This is a genomic window from Mesorhizobium sp. M1C.F.Ca.ET.210.01.1.1 (assembly GCF_004791585.1).
Lineage (GTDB): Bacteria > Pseudomonadota > Alphaproteobacteria > Rhizobiales > Rhizobiaceae > Mesorhizobium.
The window spans coordinates 21,654-37,388 of sequence record NZ_SRUU01000042.1 but is presented as its reverse complement, the minus strand read 5'-3'; the positions used below and the strand labels follow the sequence as shown (position 1 = coordinate 37,388).

The 15,735-nt window shown below is 58.5% G+C and carries 12 protein-coding genes and 4 pseudogenes; 13 read left to right on the top strand and 3 right to left on the bottom strand.

Going from position 1 to position 15,735, the window contains the following annotated elements; genetic code table 11:
* From EN853_RS29990 to EN853_RS29965, 7 genes and pseudogenes are all read left to right on the top strand, one after another.
* Positions 1–132, top strand: a pseudogene (locus EN853_RS29990) (IS481 family transposase); the annotation flags it as partial.
* A 265-nt stretch (positions 133–397) separates the two neighbouring features.
* Positions 398–1,576: a cytochrome P450 gene (locus EN853_RS29985; RefSeq protein ID WP_164759124.1), complete on the top strand. Its 1,179-nt coding sequence runs from the start codon at positions 398–400 to the stop codon at positions 1,574–1,576.
* A gap of 29 nt (positions 1,577–1,605) precedes the next feature.
* Positions 1,606–1,728 (top strand): annotated as a pseudogene (locus tag EN853_RS34855) (ferredoxin); the annotation flags it as partial.
* Between the two features lie 138 nt (positions 1,729–1,866).
* Complete coding sequence (locus tag EN853_RS29980; protein ID WP_126083656.1) at positions 1,867–2,454, top strand: nuclear transport factor 2 family protein; 588 nt, start codon at positions 1,867–1,869, stop codon at positions 2,452–2,454.
* Positions 2,455–2,602: 148 nt separating this feature from the next.
* Positions 2,603–4,204, top strand: a complete 1,602-nt coding sequence (locus EN853_RS29975) for an SDR family oxidoreductase (RefSeq protein WP_063169384.1) — start codon at positions 2,603–2,605, stop codon at positions 4,202–4,204.
* Between the two features lie 138 nt (positions 4,205–4,342).
* On the top strand, positions 4,343–5,395 hold the full coding sequence (locus EN853_RS29970; RefSeq protein ID WP_024505249.1) for an LLM class flavin-dependent oxidoreductase: 1,053 nt from the start codon (positions 4,343–4,345) through the stop codon (positions 5,393–5,395).
* Positions 5,382–6,008 carry a nitrogen fixation protein NifQ gene (locus EN853_RS29965; RefSeq protein ID WP_029356557.1) on the top strand — a complete coding sequence of 209 codons (627 nt, stop codon included), beginning with the start codon at positions 5,382–5,384 and terminating at the stop codon, positions 6,006–6,008. The genes EN853_RS29970 and EN853_RS29965 overlap by 14 nt, the downstream gene beginning before the upstream one ends.
* On the opposite strand, the gene rpoN is transcribed toward EN853_RS29965, so the two are convergent.
* Positions 6,005–7,438 (bottom strand): RNA polymerase factor sigma-54, encoded by a 1,434-nt coding sequence (gene rpoN, locus EN853_RS29960; protein WP_126063822.1) that lies wholly within the window; start codon positions 7,436–7,438, stop codon positions 6,005–6,007. The genes EN853_RS29965 and rpoN overlap by 4 nt on opposite strands.
* A 68-nt stretch (positions 7,439–7,506) precedes the next feature.
* The gene (locus EN853_RS29955; RefSeq protein WP_029356553.1) at positions 7,507–8,040 is read right to left on the bottom strand and encodes a peroxiredoxin; all 534 of its coding nucleotides are present in this window, start codon (positions 8,038–8,040) and stop codon (positions 7,507–7,509) included.
* 1,174 nt (positions 8,041–9,214) lie between these two features.
* On the opposite strand from EN853_RS29955, the gene EN853_RS29950 reads away from it, so the two are divergent.
* From EN853_RS29950 to EN853_RS29935, 4 genes and pseudogenes are all read left to right on the top strand, one after another.
* Positions 9,215–9,526: a hypothetical protein gene (locus EN853_RS29950; protein ID WP_206437555.1), complete on the top strand. Its 312-nt coding sequence runs from the start codon at positions 9,215–9,217 to the stop codon at positions 9,524–9,526.
* Between the two features lie 832 nt (positions 9,527–10,358).
* Positions 10,359–11,474 (top strand): histidinol-phosphate transaminase, encoded by a 1,116-nt coding sequence (gene hisC / locus EN853_RS29945; RefSeq protein WP_126063823.1) that lies wholly within the window; start codon positions 10,359–10,361, stop codon positions 11,472–11,474.
* Positions 11,475–11,568: 94 nt separating this feature from the next.
* Entirely contained in the window at positions 11,569–12,603 is a 1,035-nt protein-coding gene (locus tag EN853_RS29940; protein ID WP_095484287.1) for an LLM class flavin-dependent oxidoreductase, read from the top strand.
* 244 nt (positions 12,604–12,847) lie between these two features.
* Positions 12,848–14,054: pseudogene (locus EN853_RS29935) on the top strand (IS3 family transposase).
* 13 nt (positions 14,055–14,067) lie between these two features.
* Here the strand turns inward: EN853_RS29935 and EN853_RS29930 are convergent.
* Positions 14,068–14,185 (bottom strand): annotated as a pseudogene (locus EN853_RS29930) (transposase); the annotation flags it as partial.
* 492 nt (positions 14,186–14,677) lie between these two features.
* Between EN853_RS29930 and queC the strand changes: the two are divergent.
* Positions 14,678–15,376 carry a 7-cyano-7-deazaguanine synthase QueC gene (queC, locus tag EN853_RS29925; RefSeq protein WP_063170389.1) on the top strand — a complete coding sequence of 233 codons (699 nt, stop codon included), beginning with the start codon at positions 14,678–14,680 and terminating at the stop codon, positions 15,374–15,376.
* Complete coding sequence (gene queD / locus EN853_RS29920; protein ID WP_126063824.1) at positions 15,376–15,732, top strand: 6-carboxytetrahydropterin synthase QueD; 357 nt, start codon at positions 15,376–15,378, stop codon at positions 15,730–15,732. Before queC ends, queD begins: the two co-directional genes overlap by 1 nt.
* The last annotated feature ends 3 nt before the right edge of the window (positions 15,733–15,735 follow it).

Genomic DNA, 15,735 nt, shown 5'->3' with positions numbered 1-15,735 from the left:
CACCGCGCCGCAGAGTTGCCGGTCTGGCTGCACAGATACAATTGGCACCGTCCCCACGGGAGCCTAAAGTCCAAAACACCTATCAGTCGCCTCGCTCTAACCGAGGACAACCTGTTGAGGCTCCACAGCTAGCGATCCCACCAGTTGAGTTGCTCCAAGTCGGTGTCTAGCTTTCTACATTCTGTGTCCGACGCTGGACAAGAATGTTGCAATCCCGACCAGCAAGTCAGCGCAGGCGCCACCTGTTGCCCAGCAAACGGCAAGGATTATCGAAAGACGAATTCGGCACGGAGCTTGCACCAACGATTGCATGCAAATGCCGACAGCATCTCATGAACGGTCTCTCGATTCTGGCGCGGTTAAATCGCGGCCGGTTCCAGATCATGTCCCGCCCGAAATGGTGAGGGACTTCAGCCTGTTTACGTCGCCCGGCATGTTGCCGACCGCTAACGGGGATCCGCATGCAGCGGTTGCTTGCGTTCATGCCGGGCCTCCGATCTTTTATTCAACCAGCAACACGCGCGACGGTCGGGGTACCTGGGTCATCACTCGCGCGAGCGACCAGCGCCGGGTGCTGCAGGACACCGAAACGTTTTCCAGCCATCGCAGCATCTTCGCCTCTGTGCTCGGCGAGAGCTGGCCGATGATCCCGCTTGAGCTCGATCCGCCATTCCACGGTGTTTTTCGCTCACTGCTCAATCCGCTGCTTTCGCCAAAGCGGGTAATGGCATTGGAGCCGGCTGTCCGGGAACGAGCGATCAAGCTGATCGACAGGATCGCCGCATCAGGCACGAGCTGCGACATCATGAAGGATTTTGCAGTTCCGTTCGCGGTCAATATCTTCCTTCGCTTTATTGGGCTTTCGGACAACGGACTAGAAACATTTGTCGGCTGGGCTAGAGATCTGCTCCACGGCGATAAGGAGCAACGACCACCCGCAGCCCGGACGATCGTGGCCTTCATCGACGAACTTGCCACCGAGCGCCGCAAGGAGCCGGTCGATGATTTCATGACCTTCATCGTGAAGGCAAAGGTCGAGGGTCGTCTGCTCAGTGACGAAGAAGTCCGTGGCATCGGCGTGCTTGTGTTCGTCGCGGGACTCGACACGGTCTCAGCAGCCATATGCTTCGACTTGGCCCATCTCGCGCGCAACCCCAAAGATCAGGAATTGCTACGAAGCGAACCGGACCGGATTGCCGTCGCTGCGGAAGAATTGCTGCGCGCCTATTCGACCATTCAGATGATCCGAGTGGCAACGAAGGATGTCGACTTCAAAGGCGCGCCGATCCGCAAGGGAGACTATGTTTCCTGTGCCACGATGATTGCCAATCGTGACCCGGCGGAATTCGAATGCCCGAATGAGATCGATCTGGCGCGCGAGGACAACCGGCACGCTGCCTTTGGCTATGGTCCCCATCGTTGTCTTGGCTCACACCTTGCCCGGCGGGAGATTGTCATTGGCCTGGAGGAGTGGCTGGCGCGCATCCCAGCCTTTCGGATCAAGACAGGGACTGAACCTATCACCTTCGGCGGCCATGTGTTCGGGATCGAGAATCTGATCCTGGACTGGTCCTGAAGTTTCAGCCAACGACATTGGAGTTCGCTATGCGTGTCGTCGTACATAAAGCCAGATGCCAGGGTCATGCGCGCTGCTGGGCGCGGGCGCCGAGAGTCTTCAAGCTTGATGACGCCGGCTACATCTTGCCCGGTGATATTGATGTTGCCGATGGGGAGCAACTGCTTGCCTCAAAAGGGGTACGAGCCTGCCCCGAACAAGCTCTGGAAGTTGACGAGCCCCCCGCTAACTCAGTTGTAGAGAGAGACACACGCAAAGTGCAGACTGGCATCGGGAAGGATAAAACAATCATACAATTCGCGACAGACCCTGTCGACCACGCGAAAATTACCGAACTGCGTGACCGAGAGGCGATCCGCAACTGCCTGTATCGGTACTGCCGCGGGATAGACCGCGCCGATGAGGCGGCGCTGCGTAGCGCATACTGGCCCGAAGCGTATGACAGGCACGGTCCCTATTGCGGACCGGCAGAGGACTTCATCCAATTTGCTCTCGGTCTGCCGGGGCACCGTAACATCCATCAAATCACGAACAGCCTGATCGACTTCATCAGTTCAGCAGAGGCCGCGGTCGAGAGCTATTTCACCGCGCTGCAACGCGGACCGGATACAGACCAAGAAATACGTCAGACGCTGCTTTGCGGCCGTTACTGCGATCTGTTTCAGAAGAGGCAGGACGAGTGGCGAATTGCGGAACGGACAGTCGTCTACGATTGGGTTGAGGAGCAAATCCCGCCAGCGATTCTTGAGGCAGATAGGTTCGGCCGGCGACAGCCGATTGGAGCACAACATCCAGACGATCCCATCTACCAGTTGCTCAAGGGTCACATCCCCACCGACCAAGATGGCGTCGAGGGTCCCCAACTGGGAGCTGCATAAGTGGGTAGAAATGGAGGATGAGCGCCCTACGGGAACGACATCTGTGTGGGGCCGCAACTGGCGGTCACTGCAACGATTTGGCTCGGCCCTTCATTCCGCCCAAGGTTGATGGGCTGAGATCACAAGCGGTCATCGTGGAGAAGCTCTCGTGAAACTGGCAGCACGCACCGTAATCATCACAGGCGCTGCGGGCGGGATCGGCCGTGCCCTGGTCGATATCCTTGCCGCGGACGGAGACACTGTAGTTGCGGTGGACCTTCCGGGCAGTGGTGTGGTTGAACTGGCTCGGGATCTCGGGTCGCCGCACGTCGGTCTGGAGTGCGATGTGTCGCGAGAGAAGGACATGCTCTCACTTTTCGGCCAGGTCGAAGCACGGTTCGCGCAAATCGATGTCCTCATCAACAATGCGGCGGTTGGACCCACGATGGATAGGATCATCGACACCGCTGTCGATACCTTCCGACGCGGCGTGACAGTGAACCTTATTGGGCCATTCGTTATGGCCCGGGAAGCGGCGCGGCGCATGAAGCCGGGCGGTGCGATCGTCAATGTGGCTTCGATGGCGGGCGTGGTCGGCAATCCCAGGCGCAACGCCTACGCAGCCTCGAAAGCTGGCGTGATCTCGTTGACAAAGTCCCTTGCATGCGAGTGGGCTATGCGAGGAATCCGCGTCACGGCGGTGGCGCCGGGCTCCGTCCGCACCCCAATGGTCACAGAACTGGCACGCGCTGGCAAAATGGACCTCGCGGCGATACGCCGCCGCGTGCCGATGGGGCGCTTGGCTCGCCCCGACGAGATCGCCAGGGTCGTGCGTTTTCTGAGCAGCACGCAGGCGCGCTACATCACCGGCTCGGTGCTGGCAGTCGACGGAGGCTGGATGTCATTCAACCAGCCGGGGGATGCTCACCCGCCGGTGGATGGTGCGCTCCAAGCCGAGCTCTCCTGTCCGGCCGAATGCACAGATGCGCGAATCGTGCTCGTCACCGGTGGCGCAAAAAGCATTGGCGCGGCCGTCGCTCGCCGCTTTGCCGCGAACGGCGACACCGTCGTGATTGCTGATAAAGATGGCACTGCAGCGGCAGAGCTGGCTACATCGCTCCCCGGCAAGCATCTGGCGAAATCGCTGGACGTGGCCGTCGAGAGCGATGTGGTGTCGATGTTCGAAGAACTGAGGGGACGCTTCGGGTATATCGATGTTCTGGTCAATAGTGCTGATACCGCCGACAGGATTGTGCCTGCGATCGAGCAACTGTCGAAACAGCTCGAACACGTCCTGGATGTCAACCTTACCGGCGCCTTCACCTGCGCGCGCGAAGCGATCAAGGCTATGCGCCCGGGCGGCGTGATCCTCAATCTCGGGTCGATCGACAGCTTTCTGCCGTTCGCGCCGCGCCATGCCTACGGCGCCTCCAAGGCGGGGATGGATATGCTGACCCGTTGCATGGCGGCCGAACTCGGGCCGGTCGGAATTCGGACAGCCACCGTCGCTCCTGGCCACATCCGCACGCCCGCACTTGCTCAGTTGGCCAAAGCCGGCCGCATCGACCTGACAGCAATCGGACGACGCATCCCCATGGGCAGGATGGGACGGCCAGAAGACGTCGCAGATGCATCGTTCTTCCTTGCTTCGTCTGACGCCTCATACATCAACGGCTCGATCCTCTACGTGGACGGCGGCTGGACCTCGTTCGGTGATGCGGGAAACGCCAGCGAACTCTATGACGAATGTTTTGCGGAGGCCGCAGGTTAATTGCCAGGCCTTCGCAGGGCGACCGGCCGAGCATTATGAAGCCTCGGCTCCACGACGCACCTGAGGTGCTTGAGATCCAAGCATGTGCATGCCGAGCACATTCCCGGTCGGCTGACGTGTCTATAACGAGGAGAAATCATGGAATTTGCCACTTTCATTCTGGCCGCCCAGCGTGGCTATCACCAATCCTCAGAAAGCGTCATCCGCAACTCCATCGAACAGGCCGTCGCTTCGGAGCAGGCTGGGTTCAACACCGCGTGGTTTGCTGAGCACCACTTCAACAATTACAGCCTCATACCATCCCCGCTGATGATGGTGGCGCACTGCGCCGGCTTGACAAGCACGATTCGCCTGGGCACTGCCGTCTGCGTGCTGCCGCTTTACCAACCGCAGCGCCTGCTGTCCGAGATCGGCTTCGCCGACATCGTTGCGAACGGCCGTCTCGAGCTCGGCGTAGGCTTGGGATACCAGCAGTTCGAGTTCGAACGGTTCGGCGTGGACATCGATGAGGCGCCGGCCGTCTTTTCGGAATACCTGGACATCATTCTCAAGGGCCTCAACCAAAACGTCTTCGAACACGACGGCCAGTATGAGAAGATCCCCCCAACAGCGATTTCGGTCCGCACAGTCCAGCAGCCGACGCCGCCTATCTGGATCGCTGGCGGAGCCGCACGGATGGCTCGGGCCTACCGCGAGGGGCACAATTTTTTTGTCACAGCCTTCCACGACGGCTTAGAGACTTTGACCACACTGCGTGAATCAGTCGAGAGGGCGGCGGCATCCGAGGAAAAGAACGTCACCGACGTCAAGATATCGCTGCTGCGCTGCTGCTATGCCAGCCACGACGAGTTGGAGATCAACAGCTATCTCGACAATGCCCGCTTCCAGCGCCGGCTTTCTGAAGCCCTGCATCAGCGCCGCCAACAGAGCCACGATGGCTACCTGCTGCAGGAGACACCGACCCAGCAGGATCTGTCCTTCGAGACCATGCGCAAAAATTTGCCGATTGGCAGCGTAAATCGCGTGATTGATCGCCTGCTGGAAGAGATCGATATCTTGAAACCGGACCAGATCGCAGTTCAGACTCAATTGGGCGACTTCGACCAAAAGACGATGCTGCGCCAGATCGAGCTCTGGGGCGACAAGATCATCCCTGCGGTCAACAAGGCGCTTTGTCATGCCGGAAGCTGAAGCCGGCCGTTACGATGATGGCTGCCTATCCAGCGCGCAATGGCGTGGGTCCGAGCTAGGGAGGAGCTTCGATCAGCATGTGCTGCCCTGCGTACATTCACGTTCGCTTGAGGAGGTCCAGGCGGGCGAGGTGTTGGCGACGGAGGGGACAGGCCTTTCGTCTGTCGAATTGCGTGATGTCTTGGCCGCAACTTTCCCGTCTACCTCCAGCAGCGTATTCGCTTTGGAGGAGTTGAGCGAGCCCGAGCCGGAACTGGAAGAGGAGCTGCTACGCCGGCTGCTGCTAGCGCATGCTGCGCCGGCCGACCCGGCGAGCGGCCGCTTGGCCAAGATCATCGCCCGGCGTGCGATGCGCACGGACCATCTTTGGCGGGATCTTGGCCTCTCAAATCGCGCTGAGCTCAGCCGCCTGCTTGCCAGACATTTTCCCGCGCTGGCGGCAGGCAACACAGAAAACATGAAATGGAAAAAGTACTTTTACCGCAAGCTGTGTGAGGCCGAAGGCTTTTCGTCATGCACTGCACCCAGTTGTCGGGAATGCCAGGACTTCGAAAGCTGCTTCGGCCCGGAGGAAGTTGAGAGTCGCCTCTCGCCGACCAGGAATGCCGGTTAGTCACTTCGCTTGATCGCAGCTGCGGACAAACGCTTATCGCGGCGCCGTAGTATGGAGGAAGGGATGTTCATCGCCTCGCGATATTTGGTGACGGTACGGCGAGCGACATTGATGCCGGTCTGCTTGAGCTGAGCAACGATGTCTTCGTCGGAAAGTACCTTGTCGAGCGATTCTTCGGCGATGATTGCCTTGATCCGATGGCGGACAGATTTGGCGGAGTGCGCGTCGCCGCCCTCGCAGGATGCGATTGTCGCTGTGAAAAAATACTTCAGCTCGAACACCCCGCGCGGAGTTAACATGTACCTGTTCGAAGCCACCCGGCTTACCGTCGACTGGTGCATTTTGATCCCGTCAGCGACATTTTTGAGACAGAGAGGCCGCAGATGGGCGACGCCGTGTGTAAAAAAGGCATCCTGCTGGCGCACGATTTCGGTCGCAACCTTAAGGATCGTCTTAGCGCGCTGCTCGAGGCAGCTGATCAGCCAGTTCCCTTTTTCCTGGCAATGGTCGAGAAACGCTTTGCCTTCCGGATTTTGATTGGTCAGCTGCGAGATTTCGGCGACATAGGTGTGGTTGATCAACACTTTGGGCAGCGTGGCCGGATCAAGCTCCACCCGCCATCCACCTTCGGACTTGGGCATTACCCAGACGTCCGGTACGATGGTTTCCGGCGTCCCGGACTGGAACCGGTCTCCAGGCTTGGGATCGAGCGCGCGGATTTCGTTCCTCATGTCGAGGAGATCCTCCTCGTCGACTCCGCAACGCTGCTTCAATCCCTGAAAATCCCCCCGTGCAAGCATCTCGAGATTGGCGACCAAAGCTGCCATAGCCGGGTCGAACCGGTCTTGCTGGCGCAGCTGAATCTCCAGGCATTCGCTGAGAGTTCGCGCAAAAATCCCCGGCGGATCAAATTGCTGCAAGATTCCGATGACCCGTTCCACATCAGCTTGCCGAACGTTTAACCTCCTGGCCAGATCGAAAAGGTTTACCTGAAGATAGCCAGTGTCCTCCAGATGGGCGGCGAGCTGTCCGGCAATCAGCCGCTCCTGGGGGGTGAACGGGGTGAGGGCGACCTGGCGGGCGACATGGTCGTGCAATGTTTCGGTGTGGGCGGTAAACTCCTCGACGGCAGGTCGATCGTTGCCGCTACTGCGTTGCGACTTCCATTGCCCGCGCCCGCCAGACGGCCCGCCAATGGGCGATTCGCCGATTTCGCTTCTGCTTTGACTGCTCCGCTGATCCACCCCTGACAGCGGCGAATCGTCGTCAAACGGGTCAGGCTTCAAAACGGGGTTCCTCTCGAGTGCCTGCTGCACGAGCTGATGGAGTTCAGTATGCGTCAATCGCAGCAAGCGAATAGCTTCAATGGCTTGAGGCGATAAGACCATACGTTGCTTCTGGCGTTGAAGCAGGCTTGCTGAGAGATGCATGTTGAACCGTAATCTGCCGAGGATGCTCTAGTGTGTGCTTGGGTTGTGTGAGACTTGCCACTTCTGGGTCATGCCGCCGCCTTCAGTTTGTCGAGAACGTTTTGCGGGGATGAAACGCCATAGGGGTCCGTCTCGCAGTTGTCACAGAAGCCTTCCTCCTCGAACCACTGCTCCACCACGCCATCGTCGATCAGAGCGGCGTATCGCCAGGAGCGCATGCCAAAGCCCAGATTGTCCTTCGCGACCAGCATGCCCATTTTGCGCGTGAACTCGCCCGACCCGTCTGGGATCAGCTCGATCTTCTGCAGCCCCAAGGACTTTCCCCACGCATTCATGACGAAAGCATCGTTGACCGAGACGCAGTAGATCGCGTCAATTCGCAGTTCCAGAAATTGATCATAGAGTTTTTCGAAATCGGGCAGTTGGAAGGTCGAGCAGGTCGGGGTGAAGGCGCCAGGCAGCGAGAACAGGATGACGCGCTTGCCCCCGAAATAATCGTCGGAGGTCTTGTTCTCCCACCGATAAGGATTTGGCCCCCCGATCGACTCATCGCGAACACGCGTGCGAAAGGTCACGAGAGGAACGTTCTTTCTGTCGGTCATTGATTTGCTCCCAGGCCAAAGTGGTACGGTGCATTTTTCGGTTAAACTGAAGCGGCATCGACTTCGGTCGACAGTTCCGGCAGCCTCGCGCCTTGGCGTGGTTGCCTCGGACCGGTCTTGTGCAAGACCGCCCCCGAGCAGGCACGTTTAAAGGCGACGAGCTTCCGCGGAGACGGGGAATTTCGCTCGCGTGCTTTATCGAGCTTTGAGAGGTAGGCATGGTCTGCAACCGTGATTTTGACTGCGTTCTATCGACCGAGTCGCAAGCGCCATGCCAATTGACCCGATGCCTTGGGTTCACTTCGGTTTTTGCAGCAACTTTCGTGTTGTGCAGTAATGCCGGTCGATATTATTGCTCAAGCAGCACTGGAAATTGGGTGCGACTCCGTTCGGCAAACCCGGCCTTTGTCCGAAGCCGGACACGAATGTCGGAAATAGCCAAACGCCAGGATCTGGGGCGGGTTAAGAAACGTTGCCGTGGGCACCGGCTTCAGCACAATTGCGCCACGCGAGCATGGCTCCCAGCGTCAATGCCGTGCAGCAGCGAGACGAAGTCACTGCAGAATATCAACCTCTGCGAAGTCGTTGAAACCCAGCATGTGCGAGCCGTTCGAGGCGCAGATCAAGGCATGCTCGAGGAAGAGCTCGTGCTCTCGGCAGCAAGTGTTGCGACGTCTGACAAGGATCGTCGCGCTTCAAGGAAAAGAACCTGAATGGTGCACGGCTTGTGAAGGCCGGCGCATGGAAATGGCTGGGCTGATCATCCTCCATGAGGGTTGAATGAAGAGCTGGCCCCTATCTCCCTCAGCTGCAACGGGGGGAGGTAGGGCATGTCCGTCTATCGCGCTGGGTAACATTCCTCGGTGAGGCAATAAGGGGGAGCAATTTCTCATTTCGGCAGACACGACCCAGCTCTCCTTTCATGCGCTGATTCCCCCAAGGGAAATCGCGACTCCAGGCTTCCTATGCAGCGAATCGCGGTGCTGTCCGATGTCCGACAATGTCGGATGCGGATCGTAGCTGGGCTAGATCCGTCACTTTGCCTCGATGGTTTCCCACTGGCCTTATATCTGCTTCGCCCCAAATGCGGCGACATAACCTGTGCGGCATCTGTGAATGGATCGACTTCAATCGAGACCTCGGAGGTCCCGATGCGCGAAGGGAGCTTGCCGATATGACGGCCACCATAGCGAACCACGGTCCGGACGACGAGGGGACTTGGATCGGCGGGCCTGCGGCGCTGGGACACCACCGCCTGGCAATCATCGATATCCAGGGCGGCCGTCAGCCGAGGATGCTCCAGGAGGATGGCCGACCTGACTTGGTGCTCGTCTACACGGGTGAGACTTACAACTACCGCGAGCTGCGTCAACAGCTGGCCGGCCTAGTCCATCGCATGAACACGAGCAGTGACACCGAGGTGGTGCTGCACCGCCCCCGCGAGTGGGGCTCTTCGGCGGGTACACTTTTTTCACGAAATCCGTGAATGTTTCTCGCGACATCATCCCGCAATCGGTGGTGCAGCGGGTGAAGAGCCCGTATCCGGCTATCCAGAATGCCGCCTACGACAAAATACTACGTACGCGGTTCACTGCGATGCTGGACGACCTAGTGCCGGCAGTGGCACCGCTGTTGTCCGTCGACAGGTCCCGCGCTTGCTCGGTGCGACCAACAACCTTAAGCGCTAGGGCGTAACCTGACCCTGCAAGATCTCCTCACCGACTATAAGGTGCGCCTCACGATCTGAGACGATGGGACAGGATGGCTAAGGAGGTGCGCCGTCTTGCATGCCCCGCCACCGAGGCGAACCCTCTTGGCTACGCGCGCCACAGCGACGCTCCATATCGTCAGGCCTGCGTCTCATGCTCAGATGAGCCGGTATTTGGCTCTCTCATCAGCAAACCGAGAGAGCCCATGCCAAGACGGAAGCAAGCAAGACGAACGAGCGTCAGAGATATCCTGCGCCTGACCCATAAACAGGGCAGTCCGGTGGGCCAGGTGGCAGAGCAACTGAGGTTCGGCAAGACTTCGGCTTCCACCTATCTGCGGGCGCTGGAGACGGGCTGTCGTGCAGGCCCTGCATGCGGCTTTGAGGACGATGCGATGTTGAAACACCGTCTGTTGCGCCGAATCGGCCGTCGGCCACACGTTGGGTCGTCATCAGGTTCTCGACAGCTTGCCGGTGTCAAATCCAAACCGTGGTCGGCGATCCCCACCAGGGTGGGAAGGCAGCGCTGATATAGCCGAACGTCGATCAAGTCACGATCAACTATTGCCTCATGTCACATGCCCTGCGGGACTGAAAAACGGAGAAGAACATGTGCGATGCAAAACTGAAGACCGTGCTTTCGCTTTTTTCGCCGGTGGCCAGCAAATTAGATGCTCTCTCGTCCAACGGACCAGCGACGGATGCAAATTGCGTTAAGCTAAATACGAACGAGAACCCGTTTCCGTTGCCGAAGAGCGTAATGCAAAGTGCAATTGCTGCGATCGAACACCAGTATCTTTATCCGGAAGACGACAATCTCAGCTTAAGGGCAGCTGCCTCCGATGCTTACGGATTTTCCAAAGATCAGGTGATTGCCGGCAACGGTTCGTCGGAGCTGCTCGGACTCATCTACAGAGCTTTCCTCGCCCCAGGAGATAGAGTGGCGATGCTGTCGCCCGGATTTTCGTTCAACCGTAAACTTGCCATGTTGCAGGGTGCCGAGTTTCTCGAAATCGCATCGAGCGAAGCTCATCCCCTGCCGATAGAAAAACTGCTGTCCGGCCCCGCAAAAGACGCGAAGTTCATTCTGTTGGCTAATCCGAACAATCCGACCGGAACATTCGTGCCGGTGGCCGAAATCGAACGCCTTGTGGAGCAAGCAGATCGCTTGGTCGTCTTGGATGAGGCCTACGTTGACTTCGCACCCGACAATGCCCTGCGCCTCGTCAATAGACATCCGAATCTTTTGATCTTGAGGACTTTTTCAAAGAGCTATGCTGCTGCTGGCGTGCGAGTCGGCTTCGGTTTCGGTCACCCAGAAATCATTGGCAGGCTGCGCAACATCCAGAATGTCTTCAACATGAACGTGATCGGGCAGGCGGTCGGGAAAAGCATTCTTGCGCATCGCCACGCCTACGAAGAGAACCACAGGCACATCAAGCATGAACGACAGCGAGTGACCCTGGCGCTGTTGCAACTTGGCTTTTCCGTAACACCCTCCCACGCAAACTTTTTGCTGGCCCGTGTGCCGGCGGGACAGGAGGGCTCATGCTGGCAAGCCGCGTTGAAAGAGCAGGCGATCCTCATCGCCAGCTTTCCTGACGTAGATTTGAAGAACTGTATTCGCGTCAGCATTGGCACCACAGAGCAGATGGACAAATTCCTTGCTGCCGCCAAACGCGTCTGTATGAGCTTTAAGAAGAATCGCGGTGTGCACAAGCATTAAGTCAATTCACATTAAGCGCCAAGTAATAGGTGCTGATATGTCGCCAGCTATGATGATTAGCGAATAAATAATAGGTAATTTGGAGAACAATTAATTGAAGAAAATTTCCGCTTCGGGCCTGACCTTCGGCATCTTCGATCATCTGGACGAAAACGGCGATGACATCGCACAACAATATGCAGATCGGCTGAGCCTAGCAGAAGCGTGCGATGGCTATGGCTTTTATGCGTATCATCTCGCCGAGCACCACTGTACGCCGCATGGCAGAGGTCCATCACCGAATTTGTTCTTAGCGAGCGTCGCCCAGCGAACCCGCAGTCTTCGTGTTGGTCCCATGGTAATGCTACTTGCGCTCTATCATCCGCTGCGTGCCTTCGAGGAGATCTGCATGCTTGATCAGTTGAGCGGCGGCAGGCTTGAACTCGGCATAGGGCGCGGCTCTGCTCCCACTGAATTGGGATACTTCGGGGTTGCTGTAGAAGCAGCACCAGAACAGTATGCGGAGGCCAGTGAGATTCTCATCAATGCGATGAAAGGCGGGACGCTTTCTTATCAGGGCCGCCACTTTGAGTTGAAAGATGTTCCGCTGACGTTGAGACCTCACCAATATCCCCATCCGCCGACATGGATCGCCACCAATCGACCCGAGCCGGCTAGCTGGGCCGCTGCGAATGGGGCAAACATCGCCTGCGTCGGACCTTCCACTTCTGTTCGCAGCGTTACCGACGCGTTCCGCGCCGCCCGAATTCACGATGCTGACATTGGCCAGCAAGCGCCATTTCTTGGATTGCTCCGAATGGTGGTGATAGGGCGTTCTGAAACAGATGCGTATTTGCTCGCAGCACCTGCCTATGAACGATGGCTCAATAGCTTCAAATTTCTATACGAACTAAATGCCATTTCCACTCCACCAAACTTGCCTTTGAACTTCGATGCAGCAATTGAAAGTGAATTGTGCGTCGTGGGAACGGCAGATTCTGTCCGAAAAGCTCTCCTTGATCAGCTGGAAGAGGCAGGTGCTAATTATCTTCTGTGTCAACTGGCATTTGGGGATTTGCCGCTGGATGCCTCACTATACACCGCATCGGCCATTCGATCCGAAATCATGGCTCGAGTTGCCGCATCGTGAATCCGTCGTGTGATTGGAGGAGCAGCGGCAGCGCTGCTCCTCATTGCGAAACGGTTGTGGGGGCCGGACTCCTGTCAGGTGTAAACCATTGGAGCACGTCCTATCTGATCCAGGTCATATCCTGCGGCTTTGAAGTAGTTGGCACATTCGGCTGGGGTGAAGAGGTCGACGACCGCGCCGAGGCCTTGCCCCTCTGATCTAATCCGGTTTGAAGTTCGTTCTGGCCCATCCAGAGGATCAGGACATGAAACGCAGCCGCTTCTCTGAAGAGCAGATCATCGGAATTTTGAAGAAACACGAGGCCGGGGTATCGGTTGGCGATCTGTGCCGCAAGCACGGGGTCAGCGACGCCTCGATCTACAATTGGAAGGCCCGCTTCGGCGGGATGGATGTCACCGAGGCTCGGCGACCTGAAGGGCTGGAGGACGAGAACACGCGCCTGAAGCGGCTTCTGGCCGACGCCATGCTCGACAATGCCGCGTTGAAGGACCTTGTGGGAAAGAAATGGTGACGCCCGCCGCCAAGCGGAAAGCTGTCGCTCGCCTGAAGGAAGGCTTCGGGATGAGCAAACGGCGGGCGTGTAAAGCCATCGGCTGTTGCCGCATGACGGTTCGCTACCAGACCAGCAGGCCGGACGACCGGGAGGTTCGCGAGCGGATGAAGGCGATCGCGCAGGAGCGTCGCCGGTTCGGCTACCGGCGTCTTCTCGTGATGCTGAGGCGGGAGGGCCTGGTCGTGAACCACAAGAAGCTGTTCCGGCTCTATCGGGAGGAGAAGCTCGCCGTTCGCCGCCGTGGCGGCCGCAAGCGGGCGATCGGGACCAGGGCGCCAATGCTGGTGCCGCTGAGGCCCGACGAGTGCTGGTCGCTCGACTTCGTATCGGACCAGCTCACCGACGGGCGCCGCTTCCGCATCCTGGCCGTCGTCGACGACTGCACGAGACAGTGCCTGGCACTCATCGTTGATACGTCTCTCTCGGGCATGCGGGTTGCCCGCGAATTGGACCGGCTCATCACTAGCGCGGCCGGCCCAGGATGATCGTCAGCGACAATGGCAGCGAGTTCACCTCGAACGCCATCCTCTCCTGGGCGGATCAGAACCGCGTCGAATGGCATTACATTGCGCCCGGCAAGCCGATGCAGAATGGCTTCATCGAGAGCTTCAACGGCCGACTGCGCGATGAACTGCTCAACGAGACGCTGTTCACCTCGCTGGCTCAGGCGCGCGTAGCCATCGCCCTGTGGCACGCCGACTACAACACCGCGCGGCCGCACTCCCAAATCGCCTGGCAGACCCCGGCCAAGTTCGCCAGCACCTTCAATCCGCGACGGTCGCTCGCGCTGCGCTATGCCAAAGGCTCCGCGCCAGCGCCCGTCGCTTCACCCGCCCAGCAGGGCACAACCCACGCCGGAAACGAACTCAAAACTGCTGGGGCAACGTCAGTCCCATAGAGCCTTGATGGTCGGCCTTTGCTCGCAGCAGCGCCTTAGGTTGGGCGAAGGCGTTCTCAATCGGATTGAAGTCGGGACTGTAGGGCGGCAGGTAGAGCAGGCTCGCCTGCGGCCTCAATCGCGCCGCGCAGGGTTCTCCAGGCGGATGTCGCCAATGTCAAATTTGCTGGCATCCATGTCGCCCTCGCTTTCTGGTTCGAGATCGGAAAATCGCCGAATAATCAGCACATCAACCTGCGCCTGAAGGAGCTCACTGCCACTTTCGGCTGGCGGGGTGTGCCGCCCCACAATTAGAATGTCAATTGTCGTGCCAACCGCACAAGCGAAGGCCAGAAAGCCAACATGTGTTCTGCGGCTTAATTAAGAGTCAGCCGATGTCGGCCGAACATCACCTTGTCTCGAAGTCGACGATCCGACAGCAGATTGCGAAAGTTGGCGCGATGCGAAACAAACTGCTGAAGCGCTCAACTTTTATTGATCACGCGTGTTGGACGCGACGCACTCCCGTTCCAATCGGGCTGAGCGCAAATTCTCCCGGTTCACAAAACTGAGTCGCTGGAGTAGTGGGGGCGCAGAGAAATCTCCGGTCGCAGCCTTACCCGGTCAAAACAAGGATACCAATGATGAAGACTCTCGCCGTCTGCTCTGGCGGATTGGACTCCGTTTCCCTTGCTCACATGGTGGCAGCGGAGCACGAACTCACCGGCCTTCTATCTTTCGACTATGGCCAACGGCACAGGAAGGAATTGGGCTTCGCCGCTCTTTGCGCGCAGCGACTGAAGGTCCCGCACCAGATCATCGACATCGGCGAAATTGGCCGTGGCCTTTCCGGCTCAGCGCTGACTAGCAGTATCGACGTGCCGGACGGCCACTACGCCGAAGACACGATGAAGATTACGGTGGTGCCGAACCGCAATGCCATCATGTTGGCAATCGCCTTCGGTCTCGCCGCCGCCCACAGCGCCGAAGCGGTGGCGGCGGCCGTGCATGGTGGGGACCATTTCATCTATCCCGATTGCCGTCCGGCCTTCATTGAAGCTTTCCAGACAATGCAAGACCGCGCGCTCGACGGCTATGCGCAGATACGCCTCTATGCACCGTATGTGAATCTCGGAAAAGCTGACATTGTTGCGGATGGCGCAAGATACGGCACCCCGTTTGCTGAGACCTGGTCCTGTTACAAGGGCGGCGTGCGTCACTGCGGACGATGCGGGACCTGCGTCGAGCGGCGCGAAGCGTTCCATCTCGCCGGGCACGCTGATCCCACCGACTACGAGGACGCCGATTTCTGGCTTGAGGCGCTGCGCAGGAGGCGCGCGTAATGTTCCACATCACCAAGGAATTCCACTTCTCGGCCTCGCATCAGCTCACCTCCTTGCCTCCCAACCATCAATGCGCGCGCCTGCACGGGCATAACTATGTCGTCGTAGTGGAGCTGTCGGCCAAGGAACTGGACGCCCACGGCTTCGTGCGCGACTATCACGATCTGGCGCCGCTCAAACGCTACATTGACGAGAGCTTCGACCATCGGCACCTCAACGACGTGCTGGGACATGAGAAGGTCACGGCGGAATGCCTGGCCAGACATTTCTATGAATGGTGCAAGGCACGTCTGCCGCAGACCGCGGCCGTGCGCGTTAGCGAAACACCGAAAACTTGGGCGGAATACCGTCCGTGACCG

Bases quoted from the DNA above. Each gene is read 5' to 3' on its own strand.
- EN853_RS29985 (WP_164759124.1), top strand. From the start codon at position 398: ATGGTGAGGGACTTCAGCCTGTTTACGTCGCCCGGCATGTTGCCGACC.
- EN853_RS29970 (WP_024505249.1), top strand. From the start codon at position 4,343: ATGGAATTTGCCACTTTCATTCTGGCCGCCCAGCGTGGCTATCACCAA.
- EN853_RS29965 (WP_029356557.1), top strand. From the start codon at position 5,382: ATGCCGGAAGCTGAAGCCGGCCGTTACGATGATGGCTGCCTATCCAGC.
- rpoN (WP_126063822.1), bottom strand. From the start codon at position 7,438: ATGCATCTCTCAGCAAGCCTGCTTCAACGCCAGAAGCAACGTATGGTC.
- EN853_RS29955 (WP_029356553.1), bottom strand. From the start codon at position 8,040: ATGACCGACAGAAAGAACGTTCCTCTCGTGACCTTTCGCACGCGTGTT.
- EN853_RS29950 (WP_206437555.1), top strand. From the start codon at position 9,215: ATGACGGCCACCATAGCGAACCACGGTCCGGACGACGAGGGGACTTGG.
- hisC (WP_126063823.1), top strand. From the start codon at position 10,359: ATGTGCGATGCAAAACTGAAGACCGTGCTTTCGCTTTTTTCGCCGGTG.
- queC (WP_063170389.1), top strand. From the start codon at position 14,678: ATGAAGACTCTCGCCGTCTGCTCTGGCGGATTGGACTCCGTTTCCCTT.
- queD (WP_126063824.1), top strand. From the start codon at position 15,376: ATGTTCCACATCACCAAGGAATTCCACTTCTCGGCCTCGCATCAGCTC.